Genomic DNA, 21,277 nt, shown 5'->3' with positions numbered 1-21,277 from the left:
AGTGGTCCCCGCGCTCGTCGGTCTTCGTCACGAGCGCGCAGACCGTTTTCATACGCCCCAGGAGGGCAGGCTTTTGAGCAAAATCAGCGCGTGGCGGTGACCGCATCGTTGCCGTCGCGTCCCGCCAGACCGAGACGGAACCACACGACCAGCGCCCCGGCTCCGAGCAACAGCAGGCTGATGGCCGGCACGAGCATCGGTGCTGATGTACTGTGCATCGTCTTGCCGACCCACGGCATGATGTTTTGCGCCAGGAAGCCGCCGACGCTGGAGCCCGCTGCAATGACCGCGAGCGCCGCGGCGCCGCCCGCGCCCTTCATGAACGATGCAGGCAAGAGCCGCGGCGGCAGCGCCCAGAAGCACGGGATCATCAGATACAGGCACGGTGCGCCGGCCGAAAGCGCCGCGAAACGGACCGCATTCGAAAACGGCCCGACGCTCGCGATGAAGCAAAGGATGCCGAGGAACGCGGCAGCCAACGCGGCCGTCAGCACGGTGCGAGGCGTGCGCAAGCGGCGCGGCAGCCACAGCAGCATCAGTGATGTGAGGAACCACGGAATCATGTTGAGCATGCCGTTGACACTGCTCGATACGCCAAAGCCCCGGACAAGGGTAGGGAGCCAGTAGGCGATACCGTAAATCGCAATCGAGATCGTGCCATAGCCAATCGAAAAGAGCGCCACGGTCAAGAGTGAACCGAATGACCAGGCGCCGCCCGTCGTCTGAACCGGCGCCGGATCACGGCGCAGACTGTCCTCGATGACTTCCATCTCGCGCTCGGAAAGAAAGCGCGCCGAGCGCGGGTTGTCCGGCAGGAAGTACAAGGAGACGAAAGTCAGCAACACGGCGGGCGTGCCCGTTGTGAGAAACACCCACTGCCAGCCTTCGAGGCCGAGCCATCCGTGCAGTTCGAGCGAGAAGCCGCCGATCAGCGAGCCGAGCATATTGCCCATGCTGCTGCCAAGCGTGAGCAATCCGATGATGCCCGTGCGCTGGCGCTCCGGGAACCACATGCCGAGATAAAGAATGATGCCGGGGTAAAGCCCCGCTTCGGCCGCGCCTAACAGGAAGCGCAGCACCTGGAACGCAGTTTCGGACGGCGTCCACGCGAGCAGCAGTGTCGCGACGCCCCACGTGAACATGATGCGCGAAATCCAGCGGCGGGCGCCATAGCGATGCATCGCCAGATTGCTCGGCACCTCGCACAACAGATAGCCGATGAAAAACAGCGACGAAGCGAACCCATACGATGCCTCGCTCATATGCAGGCTCGTGAGCATCTGCAATTTGGCGAAGCCGATGTTTGCGCGGTCGATATAGGCGGTGAGAAAGATCGCGATGAGAAGCGGCACGAGCCGCCACGCCACGCGCGTGAAAAGTTGAGCATCCGCACTACGGTTTGTCACTATGGTCTCCATGCCCGGCGGCTTTCTCCGCTCGCCGTGGCGCTCAAGGATATTGCAGTTGCGCCGAGCACCGAAGGCGTCGCGCAACTGTTTCGGCTTTGCCGCCTAGTTGCTGCTGTTTGCTTGCCAGGCCTCGAACTCTGCTCGCGTCGACTCATCTGGCGGATAGAGGCCAAAGGTGGAACGGCCTTCGCGCACGCGCGCATCGACCCAATCCTCGAAAAGCGTCATCGCGGCCGCTTCCTCGGCGATTTCGTTCGCCAGATGCGCTGGGATCACGACGACGCCTTCCGCATCGCCGACGACGATATCGCCGGGATACACGGCGACATCGCCGCACGCGATCGGCACGTTCAGATCGACAGCGTGGTGGTGTATCAGATTCGTCGGCGCGGACGGACGGGCCGCATGGCACGGGAAGTCGAGCGAGCCCAGATCCGGCGTGTCGCGAAATCCACCGTCGGTGACGATTCCGGCGACGCCGCGCATCTTCATTCGTGTGATGAGGATGCCGCCCGCAGAAGCGGCGCGCGGGTCCTTGCGGGAATCGACGACCATGACGTGCCCGGCCGGAATTTCTTCGACGCCGCGCCGCTGGGGGTGACTGCGATCGTTAAAGACGGAAAGGGTGTCGAGGTCCTCGCGCGCCGGGATATAACGAAGCGTGAACGCCTCGCCGACCATCCGGGCGGCCGCTGGATTGACGGGTAGCACGCCCTGGATGCAGACGTTGCGCAGGCCCCGCTTGAAAAGTGCAGTGGTCAAGGTCGCCGTGCTGACGCCACGAAGGCGCGCGCGGTTCTCGTCGGTGAGCGAACGGATGGTATTCAATGGAAGCGTCCTGTTGAAGATGAAGCGAGTGTGGCGACTCGTTAGAACTTGTGGCGCACGGCGAAGCGAACGGCCGCCTGCTGGTCCGACGACGACGGCGTGAGGCCGTTGAGCGACGCGCGCGCCGCATGGCCGGTCGAGTCGGTGCCCGACGCGTGCTGCAAGACGCCGATCAGATAGAAGTCGGTCCGCTTGGAGACCGCGTAGTCCGCAGCGAGTGCGCCCTGGTGATATCTGGCGTCATGTGCGCCGCTGTTCTTCGTGTAGCTGTAGGCGGCACCGAGCGACAGCGCCGGCGTCAATTGATATTGGAAGTCGAGCTCGGCGCTGTTGAAGGTCGCCGTGCCGCTGGCTCCTGCGGGGTTCAGGATGGATACGGTGCCGCTCAGGTTCTTGAACCGGGTGTTGGAGTAGATGGCCCCTAGCGTCGCACGGCCGATCGCGTAGGTCGCGCCGGCGCCAATGATCTGCTCGGTTTGCGCCGACGCATAACCACTGATCACGGGCGAACTGCCGAAGTTGTTGCTCGTGGCCGTGGCGCCGACCGCCGTGCCGAAAAACGAAGCATTGGGGTTGCGCGCATTGAGGTAACCCGCGCCGACGTTGAGCGAACCGCTCGAATAGCCGACGCCCATCGACCAGATCTGATTCGCGCCGACGCTACCGGGAACACCGCCGAAGCTATAAAGCCCTTCGGCCGAAAAACCGTTCCAGTTGACGGTGCGATATTTGACCGCATTGTTTACCCGGTTCGCGTTGTTCAGGTTGTCGACATCAGCCGGATGCGCGCCGATGCTTCCTGAGAACATCGCGCTCGGCATCAGCGCATGCACATAATCGACGACCGGATCGTACTGGCGGCCGAGGGTAACCGATCCGAACTTCGTGGACAATCCGACATAAGCCTGACGGCCAAATTCCAGTGAGCCTTGGCCCATCCTGCCGTTGTTCACGTCAAAACCGTTCTCCAGCACGAAGATCGCTTTCAACCCGCCGCCGATGTCCTCCACGCCGCGCAGCCCCCAGCGACTGCCGCTGAGTATGCCGCTGGAGAGGCTATACAGGTTATGGCCGTTGCCCGGGCTCGTTTGCACGTTGCTCGTGTAGTTCACGCCTTCGTCGACGATCCCGTAGAGCGTCACGCTGCTTTGCGCATGCGCCTTGCCGGCCGCCGTCAAGGCGCATGCTGCGGCGAGCCCCGCCAATGGAAGGTGTTTAAGGTAGGCGCGAACTTGGACTTGCGGTTTCACTCAATGTCTCCAGTTTGTAATTGCTTCGTATCGGAAGAATGGATGTAGCGTGAATTAGTCAGAACATCAGGTTGTCAGACAAAGTGCAGCAAAAAGACGGCGGCGCCCTTGTTGCCTCTGGGCGCCGGCGATTCAGTCGTTGCTAGTCAGGTCGATGCCTTGACGCTTGGCCGCCGCGCGCAGATGGCGCTCGGCCGAGGCGGCTGCCTCAATGCAATCGCCGCGTTCGATGGCGTCGAACAGTTCACCGTGCTCGCGCCAGGCGAAGTCGCCTGCGTGGTGAGCCGTCTTTTCCCACTGCGCGCGCCGCGCTATTGCGAGTTGGCTATGCAGGAAGTCGTGGAACGCGACAAAGTACTCGTTCTTCGTCGCCGCCGCGATTGCGCGATGAAAGGCGACATCCGCCGCCGACGCCGCTTTGGAATCGTTGCGTTTCTTTTCCATTTCGCGGATCGCTTCACTCATATGCTTCAGGTCGGCGCGAGTACGGCGTCGCGCGGCGGCGGTAGCTGCCTGTGTTTCCATCCACAGACGAAGCTCGAACAATTGCGGAAGATCGATCCGGTTGCCTTCGTGGCTGGGAAGGCGAAAGACCGTGCCTGAAGGTGTGTCCGAGATGAACGATCCGGCACCCCGGCGCGCAATCAGCACCCCATCGGACTTCAACTGAGCAATCGCCTCGCGGACAACCGATCGGCTGACATTGAGCCGCTCCGAGAGTTGCTGCTCGGTCGGCAAGCGAGATTCCGCCGGGAAGTTGCCCGCCTCGATCTCCGCGCGGATTGCTCCTACTACCCGCTGCACCAGCGAGTGAGGTCTTTCAAGCTCAAGCATTGCGTCGACGATTAATCAGGTTGTCCGACAATAACACGTCGCGAGCGGTGCGTCAACGTGACCTGTCGTGCTCCACTTTCAACTGCAATCGGCGTTCAAGTTGAATACTGCAGCATTGTTCGACGTGCCCGTGCAGCTTGTTTGGGCGTCAGATATCCGAGTGACTTGCGGGTTCGCTCGGCGTCGTATAGATTGCACGACTTGCTCAAGCTCCTCGGATAGCATTTCTGATTCAGGGCCAGCGTGTTGGCGGCGCCCGCGCTCGACAACAGCGATCCGTTCTCGCTTCCTCTTGCGCACACTTAGCCCTGACCTGACGTACGGACGCCAGACGCTTCTGGTTCGTCAACCGGCTATCAACGCTGCCAGCGATGAAAGCGGCAACGCCGTAGCGGCGCTTCTGCGCCACGATGGACACCATCCGCCTCACCGGTGCCCTTTCAGCCGACGACGCGGAGCAGTTCCAAGAGGGGCAACACCAGCTCTTCGAGTTTCGCTCTCAGCGCCGCGCGTAATGCTGTTCGATGCCTTGCGCGAGCTGTGTGACGAGCCGCTGCATCGCCACCTGAGTCCGCCATGCGACATGTGGCGTCACGATCAGATCCGTACGCGCGCAGGTCAACAGCGGATGATCGATCGCTGGCGGCTCCTGCTCAAGGACGTCGAGCGCGGCATTCGCGATCAGCTTGCGGTCGAGCGCCTCGATCAGCGCCCCCTCGTTCACGATGCCGCCGCGCGCGGCGTTCACGAGCGACGCGCTGCGCTTCATTCGCTCGAATTCGGCGAGACCGAACAGATGCCGCGTTTCGTCGGTAAGCGGGCAGTGCAGGCTGATCACATCCGCTTCGCGCAGCACCTCATCGAAAGCAGCGTACCCTTCGCGCACCACGGTGGCGTGCCTTCGCTCGGCGAAGATCACACGCATGCCGAACGCGCCGGCCAATTCGGCTAGTCGCTTTCCGCCGTGACCGGCGCCGACGATGCCGAGCGTCGAACCATGCAGATCCTCGATCGGATGCAGTTCAGCGTAGAAAGTGGGCGACCCACTCCAGGCCCCACCATAGACGTCGCGCCAGTAAGGAACGAGGTTGCGGCGCAGCGCGAGCATCAGTGCGAACGCGTGCTCTGGCACGGAGATCGTCGAATATCCCGGACACGCGATTACTTCGATGCCCCGTTGGCGGCATGTTTCCATATCCAGATGATTGACGCCTGCGGCCGGGACACCAATCACTTCCAGTTGCGGCAATTGCGCGAGGACTTCGCCCGGCAGCGGCACTTTGTTGGTCACGACGATCTGCGCGTCGCGGCAGCGCTCTACCACCTGTCCCGGCGTGCTGGACGAATATTCGACCCAGCGATGTGGAAACGGAAAATCGGTTAGATCAGCCGACAGCGTCGCGCGGTCCAGAAACACAATGGTTTTCAACAGCGACTCCAAGCTCATTAACGTTCGGGCGGGCTCGTGGACACGGTGTCGAGCATGCGCTTCTTCCCCGTCTGCACGTGATTCTCGAAAGCCTGTGCAGCCGCGTCGGCATGACCCGCACGCAGCGCTTCGAAGAGCTCGCGGTGTTCTTTCGAGGAACGCTGCATTTGCGTGAACGAATACACGCCCTTGTGAATGTAAAGTGTCAGTTCGTCTTCGACGGCCTGGTTAATCGTGATCAGCCGCGGATTCTTGGTCACGGCCATTAATTGACGATGAAACTCGGTGTTCAGGGTTTGATACAGATGGCTGCTGCGCTCGGCAACGGCGGAATCCATCTGGTCAATAAGAAGGCTTAGCACCTGCTCCTCGTCCGTGGTCAGACGCAGCGCCGCGAGACGTCCCGCCGTGCGCGCGAGCCCCGCTCGAATCTCGTAGAGATCCATGGCCTCTTCGAGCGATAGCCGCCGAACTTCGGCACCCCGATTGGGGACGATTCGCACGAGTCCTGCCTGTTCGAGCGAGCGCAGGGCCTCGCGCGCCGAATTGCGGCCGACGCCGATCTGGTTTGCGAGTGCTTGCTCATTCACACGTTCACCGGGGCGCAAGTCCCCGCGCTGAATCATGCTGCGCACCTGTTCGCGAATGTCGTCGAGCTTCGACGCAATCACCTCAGGCGCGCGCGCGTTCACCTTGCCGTTCGCTTCACTGTTGGACGCGTTTTTCATGTCCGTTGCCCTTTGTGCGCCATTCAATACTTTTTATTTTGCTTGCAGAAAACCTGTCGATACCCACGGTACCAGCACTATCACGATGAGGGCCGCTGCCAAAGCTCCCAGATAAGGCCAGACGCGGCGCATCGCGGTCGACGGATCGACCTTGCTCACCGCGCACGCCGCATAGAAGCCGAGGCCAAGCGGTGGCGCGAACAGGCCCAGTCCCATGGCGAATACCACGACCATTGCATAGTGCACGTCGGAGATACCCATCGCGCGCGCAATCGGGAACAGGAGCGGACCGAACAGTACGATCGCGGGAATTCCTTCCAAAAAGCTGCCGAGCATCACGAATGTAACGGCGGAGATTGCCAGGAAGCCGAGCGAGCCCCCAGGCGCTGCCATCATCAGGCTCGCGAGTTGCGCGGAAAATCCTGACTGCGTGAGGGCCCATCCCATCGCGGTTGCGCAACCGATGATAATCAGTATCGCGCCGGACAGCGAGGCCGACTCCACCAGAATAGGATAGAGCCGGCTCCAGTCGAAGCGGCGGTACAGTAACAAGCCCGCCGCGCAGGTGTAGGCGACGCCGATCGTCGCCACTTCCGTCGCGGTCGCGATCCCTTCGACCACTGCGGCTCGGATCACGAAGGGCAGCGCGAGGGCAGGTAGCGAGACCAGAAATGCGCGGCCGATCTCAACTCGGGAGGCCCGTTGCACGCCTTGCAGGATTTCCCCGCGGCTTTTGAACCAGACGACTGCCGCCAGCGCTACCGCGCCGACTACGGCCGGCATGAAGCCGCCTGTGAATAGCGCTGCAATCGAAACGCCGGTGACCGAACCAATGGTGATCAGCACCAGACTGGGCGGAATGGTTTCGGACATGGCCGCCGAGGAACTGAGCATTGCAACGAGGTCGCCTTCATTCGCGCCGCGCTTTTTCATTTCCGGGAACAGGCCCGGCGCGAGCGCGGCCATATCCGCCACCTTCGAACCGGAGATGCCCGACACCAGGTACATGGCGCCAATCAGCACGTAGGCGAGGCCGCCGCGCTTATGTCCGATCAGCGAGGCGAGGAAGCGGATCATCGCTTCGGCGAGCCCCATCGCCTCCATCAACGCACCGAGCAGGATAAAGAGCGGGACGGCGAGCAGGATCAGGCTGGACATCCCCTGATTCATGGTGCTCACGACGATCGACAACGGCGCGCCAGTGACGGTTGCCAAGTAAGCAAATGTGCATACGCCAAAGGCGACCATGATGGGCACGCCTAGACAGATGATCGTAATCACGCCGACGGCGAAGAAAAGAATCAGGCTGACTGCGGTCAGTGGCGCGAGCGCTTGCCGTGCAAAGTAGAGGGCAACAGCGACCCCGCCTACCAGCGCGACAGCCTTCACGCAATCGCGCAGCGACGAGCGTTCGAGCAACCGGGTAATGGCGAGCACTAGCATCAGGCCGGCGGCCACGGGAATCGCGGCTGCGGAAACGGTGTTTGGCAGATCCAGCGCCGGCGTACTGATGATCCACTCGTCCATCGCCCATTCGGTCGCCGGCCGCACCAGCAGCAGTACGAACGTCATCACGATGAAATTTCCAAGCGTTTCCGTAAACGCGCGGCTTTGCGGCGACATTCTGGCGACGAATATCGTCAGGCGCATATGTTCGCCGCGCCGCAACGCCACCACCGCGCCGAGCATCGACAGCCAGATGAACAGGATCGACGCGAGTTCGTCTCCCCAGATCAACGGATCCCGCAGCACGTAGCGGCAGGTAACGTTCGTGAGCAACAGCACGACCTCGGCCACCAGCAGCAACGCGGCGGGCACTTCGGTGATCCACTTGATGGCCGTTTCCAGTGCGCTGCCGACGCGCACGACTTTCGATGTCGCATGTCGGTCTTTCGGCGCGCCGACCTTGTGGGCGAATACCTGCTCGGGATGAACTCGGGAAGTCATGGCTCGCTCTCCGGAAACTCTTCGATGGTCCGCGCTCATGCGAACTTCTGCGTGTACTTTTCGAGCAACGCCCAGGCTTCATCGCCGTATTTCTTGCGCCACTGATCGTAAAAGCCGGCTTTCTGAAGCGACGCGCGGAACGGCTGGATATCGGGCTTGTTGAACGCCATTCCGTGTGTTTGCAACTTCTCGATCAGCGACGTGCTCAGTGCGGCGACGTCTGCGCGTTCGGCCACTGCGGCCGAATTCAGGTGTTTCGCCACAATGGTCTGCAAATCTGGCGGTAGCTTGTCCCACGACCGAGCGTTGCCGAGAAACCAGAAGCCATCCCAGATATGGCCGGTCAACGAACAGAACTTCTGGACTTCATAGAAGCGTCCGGTTTCGATCAGCGCGAGGGGGTTTTCTTCTGCATCAACGACCTTGGTTTGCAGCGCCGAATACGCCTCGCTGAAGTTGATGCTGGTGGGCGAGGCATCGAGCGCCTTGAACATCGAGGTCCAAAGAGGGCTGACCGGCACGCGAATCTTCAGGCCTCTGAGGTCGGCCGGGCTCTGCACTGGCTTGACCGAGCTCGTGAGATGCCGAAAGCCGTTGTCCCACGGTTTTTCCATCGCGACGAGCCCGACTTTCGAGATCGCTTTTCGGATGTGGCTCCCGAGCTCGCCGTCCATTGCTGCCCATACCTGGTTGTAATCCTTGAACGCGAAGCCGATGCCGTTGATCGCCGAGACCGGCGCGAGCGTCGACAGCACCACGCCACCTTGGGTAAGGAAGTCGATCGCGCCCGATCGAACCTGCGACAGCATGTCGGTGTCCGTGCCCATCTGACCGTTCGGGAAAATCTGCAACTCGACACGGCCGCCGGATTCCTTCTTGATGGCGTCCGCGGCTTCCTTTGCGCGAATGTTGAGCGGATGGGACAGCGCGAGGTTGTTCGCGTACTTCAGCTTGAACTGCGCTGTCTGCGCCCGAGCGAGCGACGGCAAGGCGCCGGTCCCCGTTGCCGCCACCGTGGCGGCTCCGAGCGTTTGCAGAAAGGTACGACGGGAATACAAACTCATTTTCGTCTCGCTCCATGGAAAGGAAATGCTGGATGAGGCATTCGGCAGCGCCTGTGTCGTTCTTCTTATGAACCTCGGCTACTGAGAGTGCATGCGACGAATCGCATTTCGCTGACACAAACTATAAAAGTGTTGACACTTTGATGTCAAGGTGTTGATATTAGTAAAAGAGTGCATGCAATAAAGTCCCCGGGAAAGCACCTACAAACCGGGACGTCTGCGATACCTGTCAGGAGGAAGTAAATGGAACTAGAGGCGCACTACCGCGAGCACGGCTTGCTGCTCGGACGCCGCTGGCAAGCCGCGACGGCTGACGACGGCCAGCTTTCAATCAATCCGGCGACGGAACAGCGGCTGGGCTATATGCCACTGGCCAGCCAGGCTCAGGTCATCGAGGCCGTCGACGCCGCGACCGAGGCCGCAGCTGCCATGCGCAAGCTGACGCCATGGGAGCGCTCAGCGCTGCTGCGCCGCGCGGCGACGCTCATCCGCGAACGCGCGCCGCAGCTCGCGCGCATCGTGGCGCTGGAAACAGGTAAGCCGATCGCACAGGCCAGTGGCGAAGCCAATGCGTCCGCTGAGTCGATCGACTGGTTCGCCGATGAAGCGCGCCGTGTGTTCGGCATGTCTTACGAAAGTCGCGTCAAGGGTGGACGGTATCTGGTGCATTACGAGCCGCTCGGCGTGGTCGCCGCGTTTACGCCGTGGAATTTCCCGCTGCTCCTGCTGGCCCGCAAGATGGGCCCGGCGCTGGCCGCCGGCAACGCGATCGTGATCCGTCCATCAAACGAAGCGGCCGGCGCGACGATGGCACTGGTGCGCTGTTTCGTCGATGCCGGGTTCCCCGGAGGCGCAGTCAATCTGGTGATCGGCAAAGCGGACACGATTACGCCGACGATCATGGCCGACCCGCGCGTCGCAAAGATCAGCTTTACCGGCTCGGTGCCGATCGGCCGACAGATCGTCGAAATGTCCGCGAAGACCCTCAAGAAGGTCACGATGGAACTCGGCGGCCATGCGCCCGTGATCGTGCATCGCGACGCTGACATCGGCGCTTTTGCGCATCTCGCATCGCTGGGCAAGTTCCGCAATGCGGGTCAGGTTTGCGCCTCGCCGACACGTTTCTACATCCATGAATCGATCTTCGATAAGACCGTGAAAGCGCTGGTCGAGCGCTCCAAAGCGCTTCGGGTCGGCGATCCGTTGCAGCAGAACACCGATCTGGGTCCGCTGACCACGTCGAAGCGCCGCGACGCAATCGAACGACTCGTCGATGAAGCCGTGAGTGAAGGCGCCGCCGTGCTGTGCGGTGGCCGGCGCCCCGCGCAATTCGGGCGCGGCTGGTTCTACGAGCCGACGCTCGTCGCCAACCCCACTTCGCACATCGGCCTGATGAACGACGAGCCGTTCGGCCCGGTCGGCACGCTCACCCCATTCACTACGATGGACGAAGTCATCACCGAGGCGAACCGGCTGCCGTTCGCGCTCGCGGCGTATGTCTTCACGCGCTCGATGCGCAACACGCTGGAAACCACGGAGCGTCTGCAGGCCGGCGTAGTCGGCGTGAACACGTTTGTAGCGTCGACGGCGGAGACGCCATTCGGCGGCAGCAAGGACAGCGGATTCGGCCGGGAAGGCGGACCGAATGCGATCCGCGAATACATGGACAGTAAATTCATCAACCTGGAATTGGCGAACGACGAGCCGCTCGACGCCACCGCCTGAATGGGATTGATCATGCGAAGCATCAAGAATCACGCAAAAGCGCAACTCGCCGCGGGTGAACTGGCACTCGGCATGGGGCTGCGCCAGGCCCGCACCGTCGACATCGCGCAGATCGCGCAGACGGCGGGTTTCGACTGGCTGTTCATCGATATGGAACACAATTCGATGGACATCGACACGGCCGCGCAGATTTGCGCCGCTGCTCTGGTGGGCGGTGTGACGCCGATCATCCGTGTGCCGGGGCACGAGCCGTTCCACGCCACTCGTCTGCTCGATACCGGCGCGATGGGCATCGTTGTGCCGCACGTGAGTACGCCTGAACAGGCCGCGCGAATCGCCGACATGTGCCGCTTCCCGCCTGCCGGCGGACGGTCGATCCCGGGCATGTTGCCGCAGGTCGGCTTCCAGGCACTTCCGATCGCCGATGTGGTTCGCGCGATCAACGACGAAGTGCTGGTCGTGGCGATGATCGAAACCCGCGAAGGGCTCGAAAACGCCGACGCGATCGCCGCCGTGCCCGGCATTGACGTGCTGCTCGTCGGCGCGACCGATCTTGCGGCGGATCTCGGTATCACCGGACAACTCGGCCACGTGCGTGTGGCGGCCGCCATCGACGCCGTGTGCGCCGCATGTCACCGGCACGGCAAGGTGCCGGGCGTGGGCGGCGTGTACGACGAGGCATTGATGACCGCCTACGTGCAAAAAGGCGCGCGTTTCATTCTCAGCGGCTCGGACCTTGCGTTCCTGATGACGGGGGCGAAGTCGCGTTCGCAGATGTTGCGTGCCATCCCGCTCGGCCAAGCGGAACAAGAGATGGCGCAACGCAAGGCATCCTGATCGGTCAAGAAGGAGACATAGTGAATCCCGAATACGCAAGCAATTTGGTCAACCGGCGCGACCTGAAACCCTATCTGAATGCCGATCAATTCGAGTTTAGAGATTCGGTGAATCGGGTGCTGACGCGCCATGCATCGCCGGAATACGTGCGCCAGTGCGACGAAGAGAAGCGCTTCCCACTGGAACTCGTGAAGGTGGCCGCCGAACAGGGTTGGTTCGGCATCACGCTGCCCGAAGAATACGGCGGCATCGGCGGCTATCTCGACATGGCCGCTTATCTGGAAGTCGTCGCGTATCACACCATTGCGCTCGCGCGCTTCTGGAACGCCAACGTGAACATGTCGGGCGGCGCGCTGGCGCGCTTCGCTACAGACGACATCAAGGCGCTGGTGTTGCCGAAGCTGGCCGAAGGGCGTGCCTTTCTTGCCTTTGCGCTGAGCGAAAACGGCTCCGGGTCGGACGCCGCCTCGCTGACCACGCGCGGCGTGGCCGACGGAAACGACTTCATTCTCGACGGCACCAAGATGTGGATTTCCGGCGCGCTGCAGGCCGACTACATCCTAACCGCGGTGCGTACCAATCCGGAAGCGAAGAAGCACGACGGGATCAGCCTCTTCCTCGTACCGAAAGAATCGAGAGGCCTGACCATCAATCCGATCGATCTGCTCGGCGGCCACGCTATCCGGACCTGCGAAGTGGTGTACGACGGCGTGCGTGTCCCGCAAGACATGATTGTGGGCGGCCTGCACGTCGGCTGGAAGAAGCTCACCACGGTGCTGTCGAAGGAGCGCATTGCGTTGTCGGCGATGTGTGTGGGCGGCGCGCAGGCGGCGATCGATCTTGCGCGCTGGTATGCGAACGACCGCAAACAGTTCGGGCAGTCGATCATCGATTTCCAGGCCGTGTCGCATCTGCTCGCCGATATGCAGACGCGCGTGGATGCCGCCCGGCTGATGGCGTTTCGGGCGGCGAAGCTGCTCGACGAAGGCGAAAACTGCGACGTGGAGTCGTCGCAGGCGAAGTACTTCGCGTCGGACACCTACGTGCAGGTCGCGACCGACGGCATCCAGATCATGGGTGCCAATGGCTACTCCGCCGAATACGCGATGCAGCGTCATTACCGCGAAGCCAAGATGTTCCAGATCTTCGGTGGCACCAATCAAATTCAGCGCAACATCGTGGCACGCGCGCTCAAATCGTAAGCGGAGACAGACGTGACGGCAGTTCGGACGTTGGAGAAATTCGGCTTTGGCGTCGACCACGCGCAAGCCGATGTAGTCGTGGTCGGCGGTGGCGGCGCGGCGTCGCGTGCTGCCGTTTCCGCGGCACAGGCGGGTGCGAAGGTCCTCATGCTGGCCAAGGCGCCGGTCGGACAGGGTGGCAGCACGGTGCACGGCGCTAGCGAAATCATGAGCATGGGGGCATCCGGCTACGGCAGTCCCGACGACAGCGCAACGGTGCACTACGAAGACACGATGCGTCCGGCAGCCGGCTTCATCGACCGTGACCTGGTGCGCGTGCTGACAGAGGACGCACCGAAGCGCATCGCTGACCTGATCGAACTCGGCGTGCCATTCGACCGCGTCGACGACGGCTATAAGCTCATCCGCAGCGACTTCGGCAGCTATGCGCGCGCGCTCGGCGTGAAGGGCAAAACCGGCAAGGCCTTCGTGAGCGCGCTCGCGGACGAAGCCAGAAAGCTCGGTGTCGAGATCCGTCAGCCGGCGGCGCTGATCGACCTCCTGCGCGATTCGACAGGGCGCGTGAGCGGCGTGGTTGCGATGGACCTCGATTCGCGGCGGCTGCTGGTGGTCTCGGCGCGGGCCGTCGTGCTTGGCACGGGCGGCGCGCACGGTCTGTTCTCGCAGCAGGTGTCGACCGCGGAGATGACCGGTGACGGCCAGGCGATCTGCTTCCGCCACGGCGCAGAACTCGTGAACATGGAGTTCCACCAGTTCGGGCCGGCGATGGTGCACCCTTACGTGCAACTTTTCAGCAAGTCGTGCTTCATCCTGCATCCGAAGATGCTCAATCGCGACGGTCACGAATTCCTCCCGGACTATCTACCGACGGGCGTGACCCCCGAGGCTGCGATGGACGAGAAAGTGTTCCCGTTCACGATCTCGAACGAGTCGCGCTATATCGATATCGCGATCGCAACGGAAATCGCGCAGGGCAGGGGCACGGAACGCGGCGCGGTGCATTTCTCTTTCGCCGACATCGCCGAGGAACGGTTGGCGGCCACCATTCCGAACACCATGCGCTGGATGCGCGCCAAGGGACTCGATCCGAAGCGTGACCTGCTCGAGGTCGGGATTGCTTTTCAATGCCTGAATGGCGGTGTCCGAATGACCAGCACCGACGCGATGTCGACCATCCAGGGGCTCTTCGTGATCGGCGAACTCGCGGGCGGCGTGCGCGGTCCAGATCGTCCGGGCGGCAACTCGCTTGCGGAAGGGCAGGTTTTCGGCCATCGCGCAGGCGCGGGTGCGGCCGCATTCGCACGCGGCAGCGCGGCGCCGGGCACGTCCGATGTGGCGCCGCTTGCACGGCGCCTCGAAACGGCGCTCAAACCGAATGCGTCGTTCGACGCTCAACGTATCGCCTCCGATCTGCGCGCAGCGATGCAGGCGCATTGCCTCGTCGAGAAGACGGAAAGCGGCCTGAACATCGCGTTGGCTGCCGCTCGCGAGGCGCGCGCGGCGTTCGCCTCAGGGGGCGGGGCCACGCCGCCGCAAGTAATCGACGCGTTGACGATCGACAACATGGCGACGACTGCCGACGTCATCGTGCAGGCGTGTATCGAGCGGCGCGAATCGCGCAGCAGCCACTATCGCACCGACTGTCCTGAGCGCGACGACGCGCATTTCAGTCACGCATTGACCATCACGCGCGGTGAGGCCGACCCGTTCCATCTCGCCTTCGACGTGCTCGATTACCCGCGTGCCGAACTCACGGACGCATCGCATTCCCAGGTGGCAAATCATGGATAAGAAGCCAGTCGGCCCGTTGTCGGGCTACCGCGTTCTCGATCTCACCGTCATGACCGCGGGTCCGGTCGGTACGGTGCTGCTCGCCGATCTCGGCGCGGACGTGATCAAGGTCGAGGAACCGAAGGCCGGTGACCTCTCGCGCAATCTCGGTAATCAATTCGTCGCAGGGGAAAGCGTCCAGTTCCTGTCGCAGAACCGTAACAAGCGCAGCATCCGCCTGGACCTGAAGTCGCCGAAAGGACGCGATGCATTCCTGCGCATGGCGGAGCAGGCGGATGTCGTCGTCGAAAACTTCCGACCGGGCACGGTGGATCGGCTCGGCATCGGCTACGAGGCCGTGAAAGCGCGCAATCCGATGATCGTCTATGCAAGCGTGTCGGCGTTCGGACAAAGCGGTCCTTACGCCGCATGGCCCGCGAACGATCCGATCGTGCAGGCCGTGGCGGGTCTCATGGACATGACGGGCGAAGCCGGCGGCAATCCGGTTCGGCTCGGGGCACCGTTGCCCGACTTCGGCGCGGCTGCGCTGATCGCGTTCGGGATTTCGGCGGCGTTGTTGCATCGCGAACGGCACGGCGAAGGGCAGCGCATCGATACGTCGTTGCTGTCGGCTGCGCTTTTCAGCACCATCCCGCGCGACGGCGAGACGCTGAGAAGCGGCAAAGCGCCGGAGCGCCTCGGCAGCGGCCATCCGACAATGGTGCCGTATCGCAACTATCAGGGCTCCGATGGCCGCTATTTCTTCGCGGCCTGCTTCACCGAAAAATTCTGGCAGAACCTTTGCCGGGCGTTGGGCCGCGAAGACTTGCTGAGCGATGAACGCTTCATCGGCAACACCGCGCGGACAGCGAATCGGCACGCGCTCGACGTGATCCTCGAACAGCAGTTTCTGCTGCATACCGCAGAGTACTGGGTGGCGCATCTAAGTGCGGCGGACGTGCCATGCGCGATCGTGCAGGACTATCACACCGCGTTGACGGAAGACCCGCAGATCGCGCATAACCACGCGGTCGTTGAGATCGAACATCCGGTTGCGGGCAGGGTGACGAACATCGCGAGTCCGGTGAATTTTCACGGCAGCCCGGTAGCTTACCGCCGTGCGCCTCCTACGCTCGGACAACACACGGCTGAAGTGCTTGTCGAGTTCGGTTTCGCCGAGGATGAGATCGCGGCACTCGAAGGTCGTGAAGCGGCCGTCGCCGGAGCGAAGTCATGAAATCGTACACAACGGACTACGTGATCGTCGGCGCGGGAACGGCGGGTTGCGTGCTCGCAAACCGCCTGACCGAAGATCCGAACGTCAAAGTGATTCTTGTCGAAGCCGGCGAGCGCGATCGTCACCCGTTCATCCACGTACCGGCCGGTTTCGTGCGACTGCTCGATCATCCAACCGTGACATGGCGCTATCGCACGCGGGCCGACGCCGAGACCAGCGGCCGTGCGATCCTGTTTCCGCGCGGACGCGGACTCGGCGGGTCCAGTGCGATCAACGGCCTGCTTTATGTGCGCCCGTTCGCGGAGGATATCGATAGCTGGGAACAGTCAGGCGCCAAGGGCTGGACCTTCGGCAACTGTCTGCCGTTCTACCGCCGCTCCGAAACGTGGACCGAGGGCAACAGTCCGAAACGCGGCACGCAGGGTCCGATTCAGGTCAGCCGGGTGAAGAATCCGCCGGAGATTTGCGGTGCGGTCGTGCAAGCCGCCCAAACGGCCGGTCTTGAGTTTGTAGACGATCCAAACAGCGACACGCGCGGTCCGTCGATCTGGTACTACCAGCAAACGCGCGACGGACGTCGCCGGTCCAGCGCTGCGCGCGGTTATCTGCGGCCCGCAACGGCGCGGCCGAATCTCACGGTGGTGACCGGCGTCCAGGTGTCCGGGCTCGAAATGAACGGGACGCACGTGAGCGGCATCAATGCGACGACCGCAGGCGCTTCCATGCAGTTTCGCGCGACCCGCGAAGTGATTTTGAGCGCCGGCGTGATCGGCACGCCCAAGCTGCTCGAAATGAGTGGCATCGGCGATAAGGACGTGCTCGACAATGCGGGCATTCGAGCTCGCATCGCATTGCCGGGCGTCGGCAACAATCTGCAAGATCACTATGTAGTTCGGCTCGGCTATCGAGTACGGGGTGCAGGTACCGCGAACGAGCGCTCGCACGGACTCGCGCTCGCGCGCGAGATGATGCGCTACGTCGTGTCGGGCACCGGCGTACTGACGTATAGCGCGGCGATCGTCGGCGGCTTTGCACAGACGCCGCTCGCGACCCGGCCTGACGTGCAGTTCGTGATTGCGCCAGGCAGCTTCGTCGAGGGACGGATTGGCGTACTGGAGTCTGAGCCCGGTGTCTCCTGCGGCGTCTGGCAGATGCGCCCGGAAAGCCGCGGGCACGTCCATATCACCAGCAGCGACATCACGGCAGAGCCGACGATCGCACCGTCCTACCTCAGCTGCGAACTGGACCGCAACACGATGGTGGAAGGACTCAAGATCGGCCGCCGGATCTTCGCGCAGCCCGAGATCGCCCGCTATATCGTCGACGAAACCGTACCGGGCCGTCACGCGGACACCGACGAGGCGTTATTGCAATACGTGCGTGACAATGGCTCGACCGTGTATCACGCGGTTGGCACGTGCCGGATGGGAGAGGACGAAATGAGCGTCGTCGATTCTGAAATGCGGGTGCGCGGAACGACCGGCCTGCGCATCGTCGACGGCTCGGTGATGCCGTCGATAACCTCGACCAACACCAATGCGACGGTGCTGATGCTGGCCGAGCGCGCGGCTGACCTGATCCGTTCGCCGATGACGGCGCGCACGGCTTCGACATATTCGAAGGAGACGGTATGAAAGTGCTGGTAGGTGTAAAGCGAGTGGTCGACTACAACGTGAAGGTCCGGGTCAAGTCGGACGGCACGGGGGTCGACACTACCAACGTGAAGATGTCGATGAATCCGTTCGATGAAATCGCGGTCGAGGAAGCGGTGCGGTTGAAGGAAGCCGGCGTGGTTAGCGAGGTGGTGGCGGTTTCTTGCGGTGTCACTCAGGCGCAGGAGACGCTGCGTACGGCGCTGGCGATCGGCGCGGATCGTGCTGTGTTGATCGAGTCATCCGAAGACCTGCAGCCTCTGGCCGTTGCCAAACTGCTGAAGGCGCTGGTCGACAAGGAAAAGCCTTCGTTGGTATTGCTGGGCAAGCAGGCCATCGACGACGACTCGAACCAGACCGGGCAGATGCTTGCCGCTTTAACTAACCTTCCGCAAGCGACGTTCGCGTCGAAGGTGGTTGTGGCTGACGGGAAGGCCACCGTGTCGCGCGAAGTGGACGGCGGAGCTGAAACGCTCTCGCTGACGCTTCCCGCCGTGGTGACAACAGATCTGCGTCTGAACGAGCCGCGCTACGTGACGTTGCCGAACATCATGAAGGCGAAGAAAAAACCGCTGGAAACGATCAGGCCCGAAGACCTCGGCGTGGATGTCACTCCGCGTCTCAAGACGCTGAAAGTCGCCGAGCCGTCCAAGCGCTCCGCCGGCGTGACAGTGCCGGACGTGAAGACGCTGGTCGAGAAGCTGAAGAACGAAGCGAAGGTGCTTTAGATAGAACGCGGAGAAAGGGCAAATGACGAATCTTGTTAGCCTGGTAATAGCAGAACACGATAACGCGTCGATCAAGGCAGCGACGCTGACTACCATTGCCGCCGCGACGAAGCTCGGCGGTGACATTCACGTGTTTGTTGCGGGTCACAACGCGCGAGGCGCGGCCGACGCGGCAGCGAACATCGCGGGCGTCAGCAAAGTATTTCTGGCCGATGCGGCGCACCTCGAAGTCGGTCTCGCGGAAAACATCGAAGCGACCGTGCTGAATATCGCAAAGGATTATTCGCACATCCTGGCTCCGGCTACCGCCTACGGCAAGAACATCGTGCCGCGTATCGCCGCGAAGCTCGACGTCGCACAGATCAGCGACATCACGGCAGTCGTTAGTGCTGATACGTTCGAGCGCCCGATCTACGCGGGCAACGCGATCGCGATTGTGCAATCGGCTGACCTCGTCAAGGTCATCACGGTGCGCGCAACGGGCTTCGATCCGGTCGCCGCGGAAGGCGGCAGCGCCTCGCTCGAGAAGATCGAAGCCGCAGCCGACGCAGGCATCTCGCAGTTCGTGAGCCGCGAAGTGACGAAGCTCGATCGTCCGGAGCTGACGTCGGCAAAGATTATCGTGTCGGGCGGCCGCGGTCTGGGCAGCGGCGAGAACTACACGAAGGTGCTGGAGCCATTGGCAGACAAGCTCGGTGCAGCGCTGGGCGCATCGCGTGCAGCTGTCGATGCGGGCTACATGCCGAACGACTATCAGGTCGGGCAGACGGGCAAGATCGTCGCGCCCCAGTTGTATATCGCGGTCGGCATATCGGGTGCGATTCAGCACCTCGCCGGCATGAAGGACTCGAAAGTGATCGTCGCGATCAACAAGGATGAAGAAGCGCCGATTTTCGGCGTCGCGGATTACAGCCTCGTCGGTGACCTGTTCACCCTCGTGCCCGAACTCGTCGGGAGCCTATGAGGCCTTTGATGACTGGCTGCTCGCGTTCACTGGCGGAGAAACCATTGGGTCTTTCACAAGAGGTCCGGCGAAGCGCAGCCATTGCGGCGAACGCCGAAGATGCGGACATCTGGCGATGGTTTGCGAACCTTGTCGAGGAGCGCCGCATTCGCTGGTGTCTTGCCAATGGTAGCTGGTTGGTGAGCGTCGATCATCGTCACGTTGCCACGGATAAAGACTTCGACGTGGCCATTCGTGGTGCCAAAGTCCGCACTCAAAGAAGCAATGACGAAACGCTTCGAGGCAATCTTCTACGACGAAGCGTCGCGTGAACTGGCAGCGCTTGCGGCCGTGCCTGTCGCCAATCGAAATTTTATACCGCCGACGTTGCCGTAAACCATCGCGCGCTTTTTTGCTTATTCAACGTGCGGAGACACCTGGTGTTCCTACCGGCTCATGGACGCCATCGCTTACTGTCGGCTTTGGCCGGTGTCCTTAGGTGACAGCACGGAATGTCCGTTCCCGCTCTGATACCTGCGGTGTGGCATCGGGCATGGTCGGTCTGGCGCCGTCTCACCTTCCGTCGCATGCAACTAATCGTCAATCTTTTAATGCACCTTCGCGCTACGGCGAGGGTGGGCCTTTCAGTATCTCTCAGCAAAATAAGGCGCTAGACCGTCAACCACTCGAAAAATCAGCCTGCGTCAGGCGGACCGGGCGCGTTGACCGCGCCCGCAGCTTGCGCCGCGCGACCGCTTCGATCCGCGCGAAACCGTCCCTGAACACGCTCATCAGTCGGCTATCGTCCGCGTCGTGCGGGAGCCAGAAAAAAAGACTTCCAAGCACCCGCGCGTCACGACGCACGTGACGCTTTCTCCGCGCCAATCGATGTCGAAGCTGAGGGCCTGTTTGTCTGTTGAGATCTGGGGTTCGGGCACGGGGACTTTCATGAGCAGAGTTACGGGTGACGGACAGCATCGGCGGTGCGTTCACCCGACGCGTTAGACGAACTGCAATGCAGGCCGCGGGCAAGACGCAGATCGTCGCGCGTCTGATGGTCGAGGAGTTGGCTTTTTATGGCATTCGCAATGCACAGGACGTGGCGACATGCCTGAATGGCTACGATCAGACTGCCTATCCCGAAGGCAGCCAATGGAGTTTTACACGCTTCTACGTTCCGCAGGCGTTTGATGCGGGATATCGACTGGTCAGTGACGCCGATACCCTGTGGAACGCATTCGAGACGGCGCACCATAAGGCCAATCTGCCGGGGAAGCTTGGGATCCCGATGGAGTCCCTGCTTGCCGCCAGGTTATAGGCGGCATCTTCCAGTCCTTCTCGATGTTGCGCAAGGCCAGATACAGCAGTTTGCTGGCAGCTTCGTCGCTCGGGAAGTGGCCGCGATTCTCGACGATCTTGCGCAACTGCATGTGCATGCTCTCGATGGCGTTTGTAGCCGGCATGATAGGGCTTGGTGCCTCATCCATCCCTGCCGCGATTTTGGCGTATGGTGCGACCATCCGGGACAGGGGCACCGGGGAGCACTTCGGGTGGGCAGGCCGTTGATCGTACGATGAGCCGTGAGCTCGTGTTAGGGCAACACTGATTAAGTCCACCGCCTGTGCGCGTCAAGCGTTATAGAGCGCACGAGCAACGAGTAAGTCAAAAGACAATGAAACAGCAGACGCTTGCGA

17 protein-coding genes and 2 pseudogenes are annotated in these 21,277 nt (G+C 62.1%); 10 read left to right on the top strand and 9 right to left on the bottom strand.

The features are described from left to right. Nucleotides 1-83 precede the first annotated feature (83 nt). The 8 genes from QCE73_RS38245 to QCE73_RS38210 all read right to left on the bottom strand — a co-directional run bounded on the left by QCE73_RS38245 (nucleotide 84) and on the right by QCE73_RS38210 (nucleotide 9,489). Nucleotides 84-1,418, bottom strand: a complete 1,335-nt coding sequence (locus QCE73_RS38245) for an MFS transporter (protein ID WP_404989878.1) — start codon at nucleotides 1,416-1,418, stop codon at nucleotides 84-86. A 93-nt stretch (nucleotides 1,419-1,511) separates the two neighbouring features. After that, nucleotides 1,512-2,228, bottom strand: coding sequence for a ribonuclease activity regulator RraA (locus QCE73_RS38240; RefSeq protein ID WP_233392057.1), 717 nt, complete (start codon nucleotides 2,226-2,228; stop codon nucleotides 1,512-1,514). Between the two features lie 50 nt (nucleotides 2,229-2,278). After that, entirely contained in the window at nucleotides 2,279-3,442 is a 1,164-nt protein-coding gene (locus tag QCE73_RS38235) for a porin (protein WP_233392059.1), read from the bottom strand. A 177-nt stretch (nucleotides 3,443-3,619) separates the two neighbouring features. Next, entirely contained in the window at nucleotides 3,620-4,321 is a 702-nt protein-coding gene (locus QCE73_RS38230) for a FadR/GntR family transcriptional regulator (RefSeq protein WP_309885969.1), read from the bottom strand. A 499-nt stretch (nucleotides 4,322-4,820) separates the two neighbouring features. Then, nucleotides 4,821-5,750 carry a D-2-hydroxyacid dehydrogenase gene (locus tag QCE73_RS38225; RefSeq protein ID WP_309885968.1) on the bottom strand — a complete coding sequence of 310 codons (930 nt, stop codon included), beginning with the start codon at nucleotides 5,748-5,750 and terminating at the stop codon, nucleotides 4,821-4,823. A 17-nt stretch (nucleotides 5,751-5,767) separates the two neighbouring features. Further along, nucleotides 5,768-6,442, bottom strand: coding sequence for a GntR family transcriptional regulator (locus tag QCE73_RS38220; protein WP_233391182.1), 675 nt, complete (start codon nucleotides 6,440-6,442; stop codon nucleotides 5,768-5,770). A 69-nt stretch (nucleotides 6,443-6,511) separates the two neighbouring features. Continuing rightward, nucleotides 6,512-8,425 (bottom strand): TRAP transporter large permease subunit, encoded by a 1,914-nt coding sequence (locus tag QCE73_RS38215; RefSeq protein WP_309885967.1) that lies wholly within the window; start codon nucleotides 8,423-8,425, stop codon nucleotides 6,512-6,514. Nucleotides 8,426-8,460: 35 nt separating this feature from the next. After that, entirely contained in the window at nucleotides 8,461-9,489 is a 1,029-nt protein-coding gene (locus QCE73_RS38210) for a TRAP transporter substrate-binding protein (RefSeq protein ID WP_309885966.1), read from the bottom strand. Between the two features lie 243 nt (nucleotides 9,490-9,732). Between QCE73_RS38210 and QCE73_RS38205 the strand changes: the two genes are divergently transcribed. The 10 genes and pseudogenes from QCE73_RS38205 to QCE73_RS38160 all read left to right on the top strand — a co-directional run. Next, on the top strand, nucleotides 9,733-11,214 hold the full coding sequence (locus tag QCE73_RS38205; protein WP_309885965.1) for an NAD-dependent succinate-semialdehyde dehydrogenase: 1,482 nt from the start codon (nucleotides 9,733-9,735) through the stop codon (nucleotides 11,212-11,214). 12 nt (nucleotides 11,215-11,226) lie between these two features. Beyond that, the gene (locus tag QCE73_RS38200; protein WP_309885964.1) at nucleotides 11,227-12,051 is read left to right on the top strand and encodes an aldolase/citrate lyase family protein; all 825 of its coding nucleotides are present in this window, start codon (nucleotides 11,227-11,229) and stop codon (nucleotides 12,049-12,051) included. Between the two features lie 20 nt (nucleotides 12,052-12,071). Further along, nucleotides 12,072-13,253: an acyl-CoA dehydrogenase family protein gene (locus QCE73_RS38195; RefSeq protein ID WP_309885973.1), complete on the top strand. Its 1,182-nt coding sequence runs from the start codon at nucleotides 12,072-12,074 to the stop codon at nucleotides 13,251-13,253. A gap of 12 nt (nucleotides 13,254-13,265) precedes the next feature. Beyond that, nucleotides 13,266-15,044 (top strand): FAD-dependent oxidoreductase, encoded by a 1,779-nt coding sequence (locus tag QCE73_RS38190; protein WP_309885963.1) that lies wholly within the window; start codon nucleotides 13,266-13,268, stop codon nucleotides 15,042-15,044. Then, the gene (locus QCE73_RS38185; RefSeq protein ID WP_233391197.1) at nucleotides 15,037-16,260 is read left to right on the top strand and encodes a CaiB/BaiF CoA-transferase family protein; all 1,224 of its coding nucleotides are present in this window, start codon (nucleotides 15,037-15,039) and stop codon (nucleotides 16,258-16,260) included. The genes QCE73_RS38190 and QCE73_RS38185 overlap by 8 nt, the downstream gene beginning before the upstream one ends. Beyond that, nucleotides 16,257-17,894, top strand: coding sequence for a GMC family oxidoreductase N-terminal domain-containing protein (locus tag QCE73_RS38180; protein ID WP_309885962.1), 1,638 nt, complete (start codon nucleotides 16,257-16,259; stop codon nucleotides 17,892-17,894). Before QCE73_RS38185 ends, QCE73_RS38180 begins: the two co-directional genes overlap by 4 nt. Then, on the top strand, nucleotides 17,891-18,640 hold the full coding sequence (locus QCE73_RS38175) for an electron transfer flavoprotein subunit beta/FixA family protein (protein WP_233391201.1): 750 nt from the start codon (nucleotides 17,891-17,893) through the stop codon (nucleotides 18,638-18,640). Before QCE73_RS38180 ends, QCE73_RS38175 begins: the two co-directional genes overlap by 4 nt. Nucleotides 18,641-18,662: 22 nt before the next feature. Next, complete coding sequence (locus tag QCE73_RS38170; protein ID WP_309885961.1) at nucleotides 18,663-19,604, top strand: electron transfer flavoprotein subunit alpha/FixB family protein; 942 nt, start codon at nucleotides 18,663-18,665, stop codon at nucleotides 19,602-19,604. A gap of 44 nt (nucleotides 19,605-19,648) precedes the next feature. Next, a complete protein-coding gene (locus tag QCE73_RS38165) occupies nucleotides 19,649-19,915 on the top strand; it encodes a hypothetical protein (RefSeq protein ID WP_233409867.1) in 267 nt (88 codons plus the stop codon). Nucleotides 19,916-20,586: 671 nt separating this feature from the next. Continuing rightward, nucleotides 20,587-20,892, top strand: a pseudogene (locus tag QCE73_RS38160) (hypothetical protein); the annotation flags it as partial. Here the strand turns inward: QCE73_RS38160 and QCE73_RS38155 are convergent. Next, nucleotides 20,792-21,049 (bottom strand): annotated as a pseudogene (locus tag QCE73_RS38155) (transposase); the annotation flags it as partial. The pseudogenes QCE73_RS38160 and QCE73_RS38155 overlap by 101 nt on opposite strands. Nucleotides 21,050-21,277 lie beyond the last annotated feature (228 nt).

It is taken from the genome of Caballeronia sp. LZ029 (assembly GCF_031451275.1).
Classification (GTDB): Bacteria; Pseudomonadota; Gammaproteobacteria; order Burkholderiales; family Burkholderiaceae; genus Caballeronia; species Caballeronia jiangsuensis.
Note: the sequence above shows the minus strand (reverse complement) of the source record. Positions and strands in the feature narration are given on the sequence as shown.

Bases quoted from the DNA above. Each gene is read 5' to 3' on its own strand.
- QCE73_RS38245 (WP_404989878.1), bottom strand. From the start codon at position 1,418: ATGGAGACCATAGTGACAAACCGTAGTGCGGATGCTCAACTTTTCACG.
- QCE73_RS38230 (WP_309885969.1), bottom strand. From the start codon at position 4,321: ATGCTTGAGCTTGAAAGACCTCACTCGCTGGTGCAGCGGGTAGTAGGA.
- QCE73_RS38215 (WP_309885967.1), bottom strand. From the start codon at position 8,425: ATGACTTCCCGAGTTCATCCCGAGCAGGTATTCGCCCACAAGGTCGGC.
- QCE73_RS38210 (WP_309885966.1), bottom strand. From the start codon at position 9,489: ATGAGTTTGTATTCCCGTCGTACCTTTCTGCAAACGCTCGGAGCCGCC.
- QCE73_RS38205 (WP_309885965.1), top strand. From the start codon at position 9,733: ATGGAACTAGAGGCGCACTACCGCGAGCACGGCTTGCTGCTCGGACGC.
- QCE73_RS38200 (WP_309885964.1), top strand. From the start codon at position 11,227: ATGCGAAGCATCAAGAATCACGCAAAAGCGCAACTCGCCGCGGGTGAA.
- QCE73_RS38185 (WP_233391197.1), top strand. From the start codon at position 15,037: ATGGATAAGAAGCCAGTCGGCCCGTTGTCGGGCTACCGCGTTCTCGAT.
- QCE73_RS38180 (WP_309885962.1), top strand. From the start codon at position 16,257: ATGAAATCGTACACAACGGACTACGTGATCGTCGGCGCGGGAACGGCG.
- QCE73_RS38175 (WP_233391201.1), top strand. From the start codon at position 17,891: ATGAAAGTGCTGGTAGGTGTAAAGCGAGTGGTCGACTACAACGTGAAG.
- QCE73_RS38170 (WP_309885961.1), top strand. From the start codon at position 18,663: ATGACGAATCTTGTTAGCCTGGTAATAGCAGAACACGATAACGCGTCG.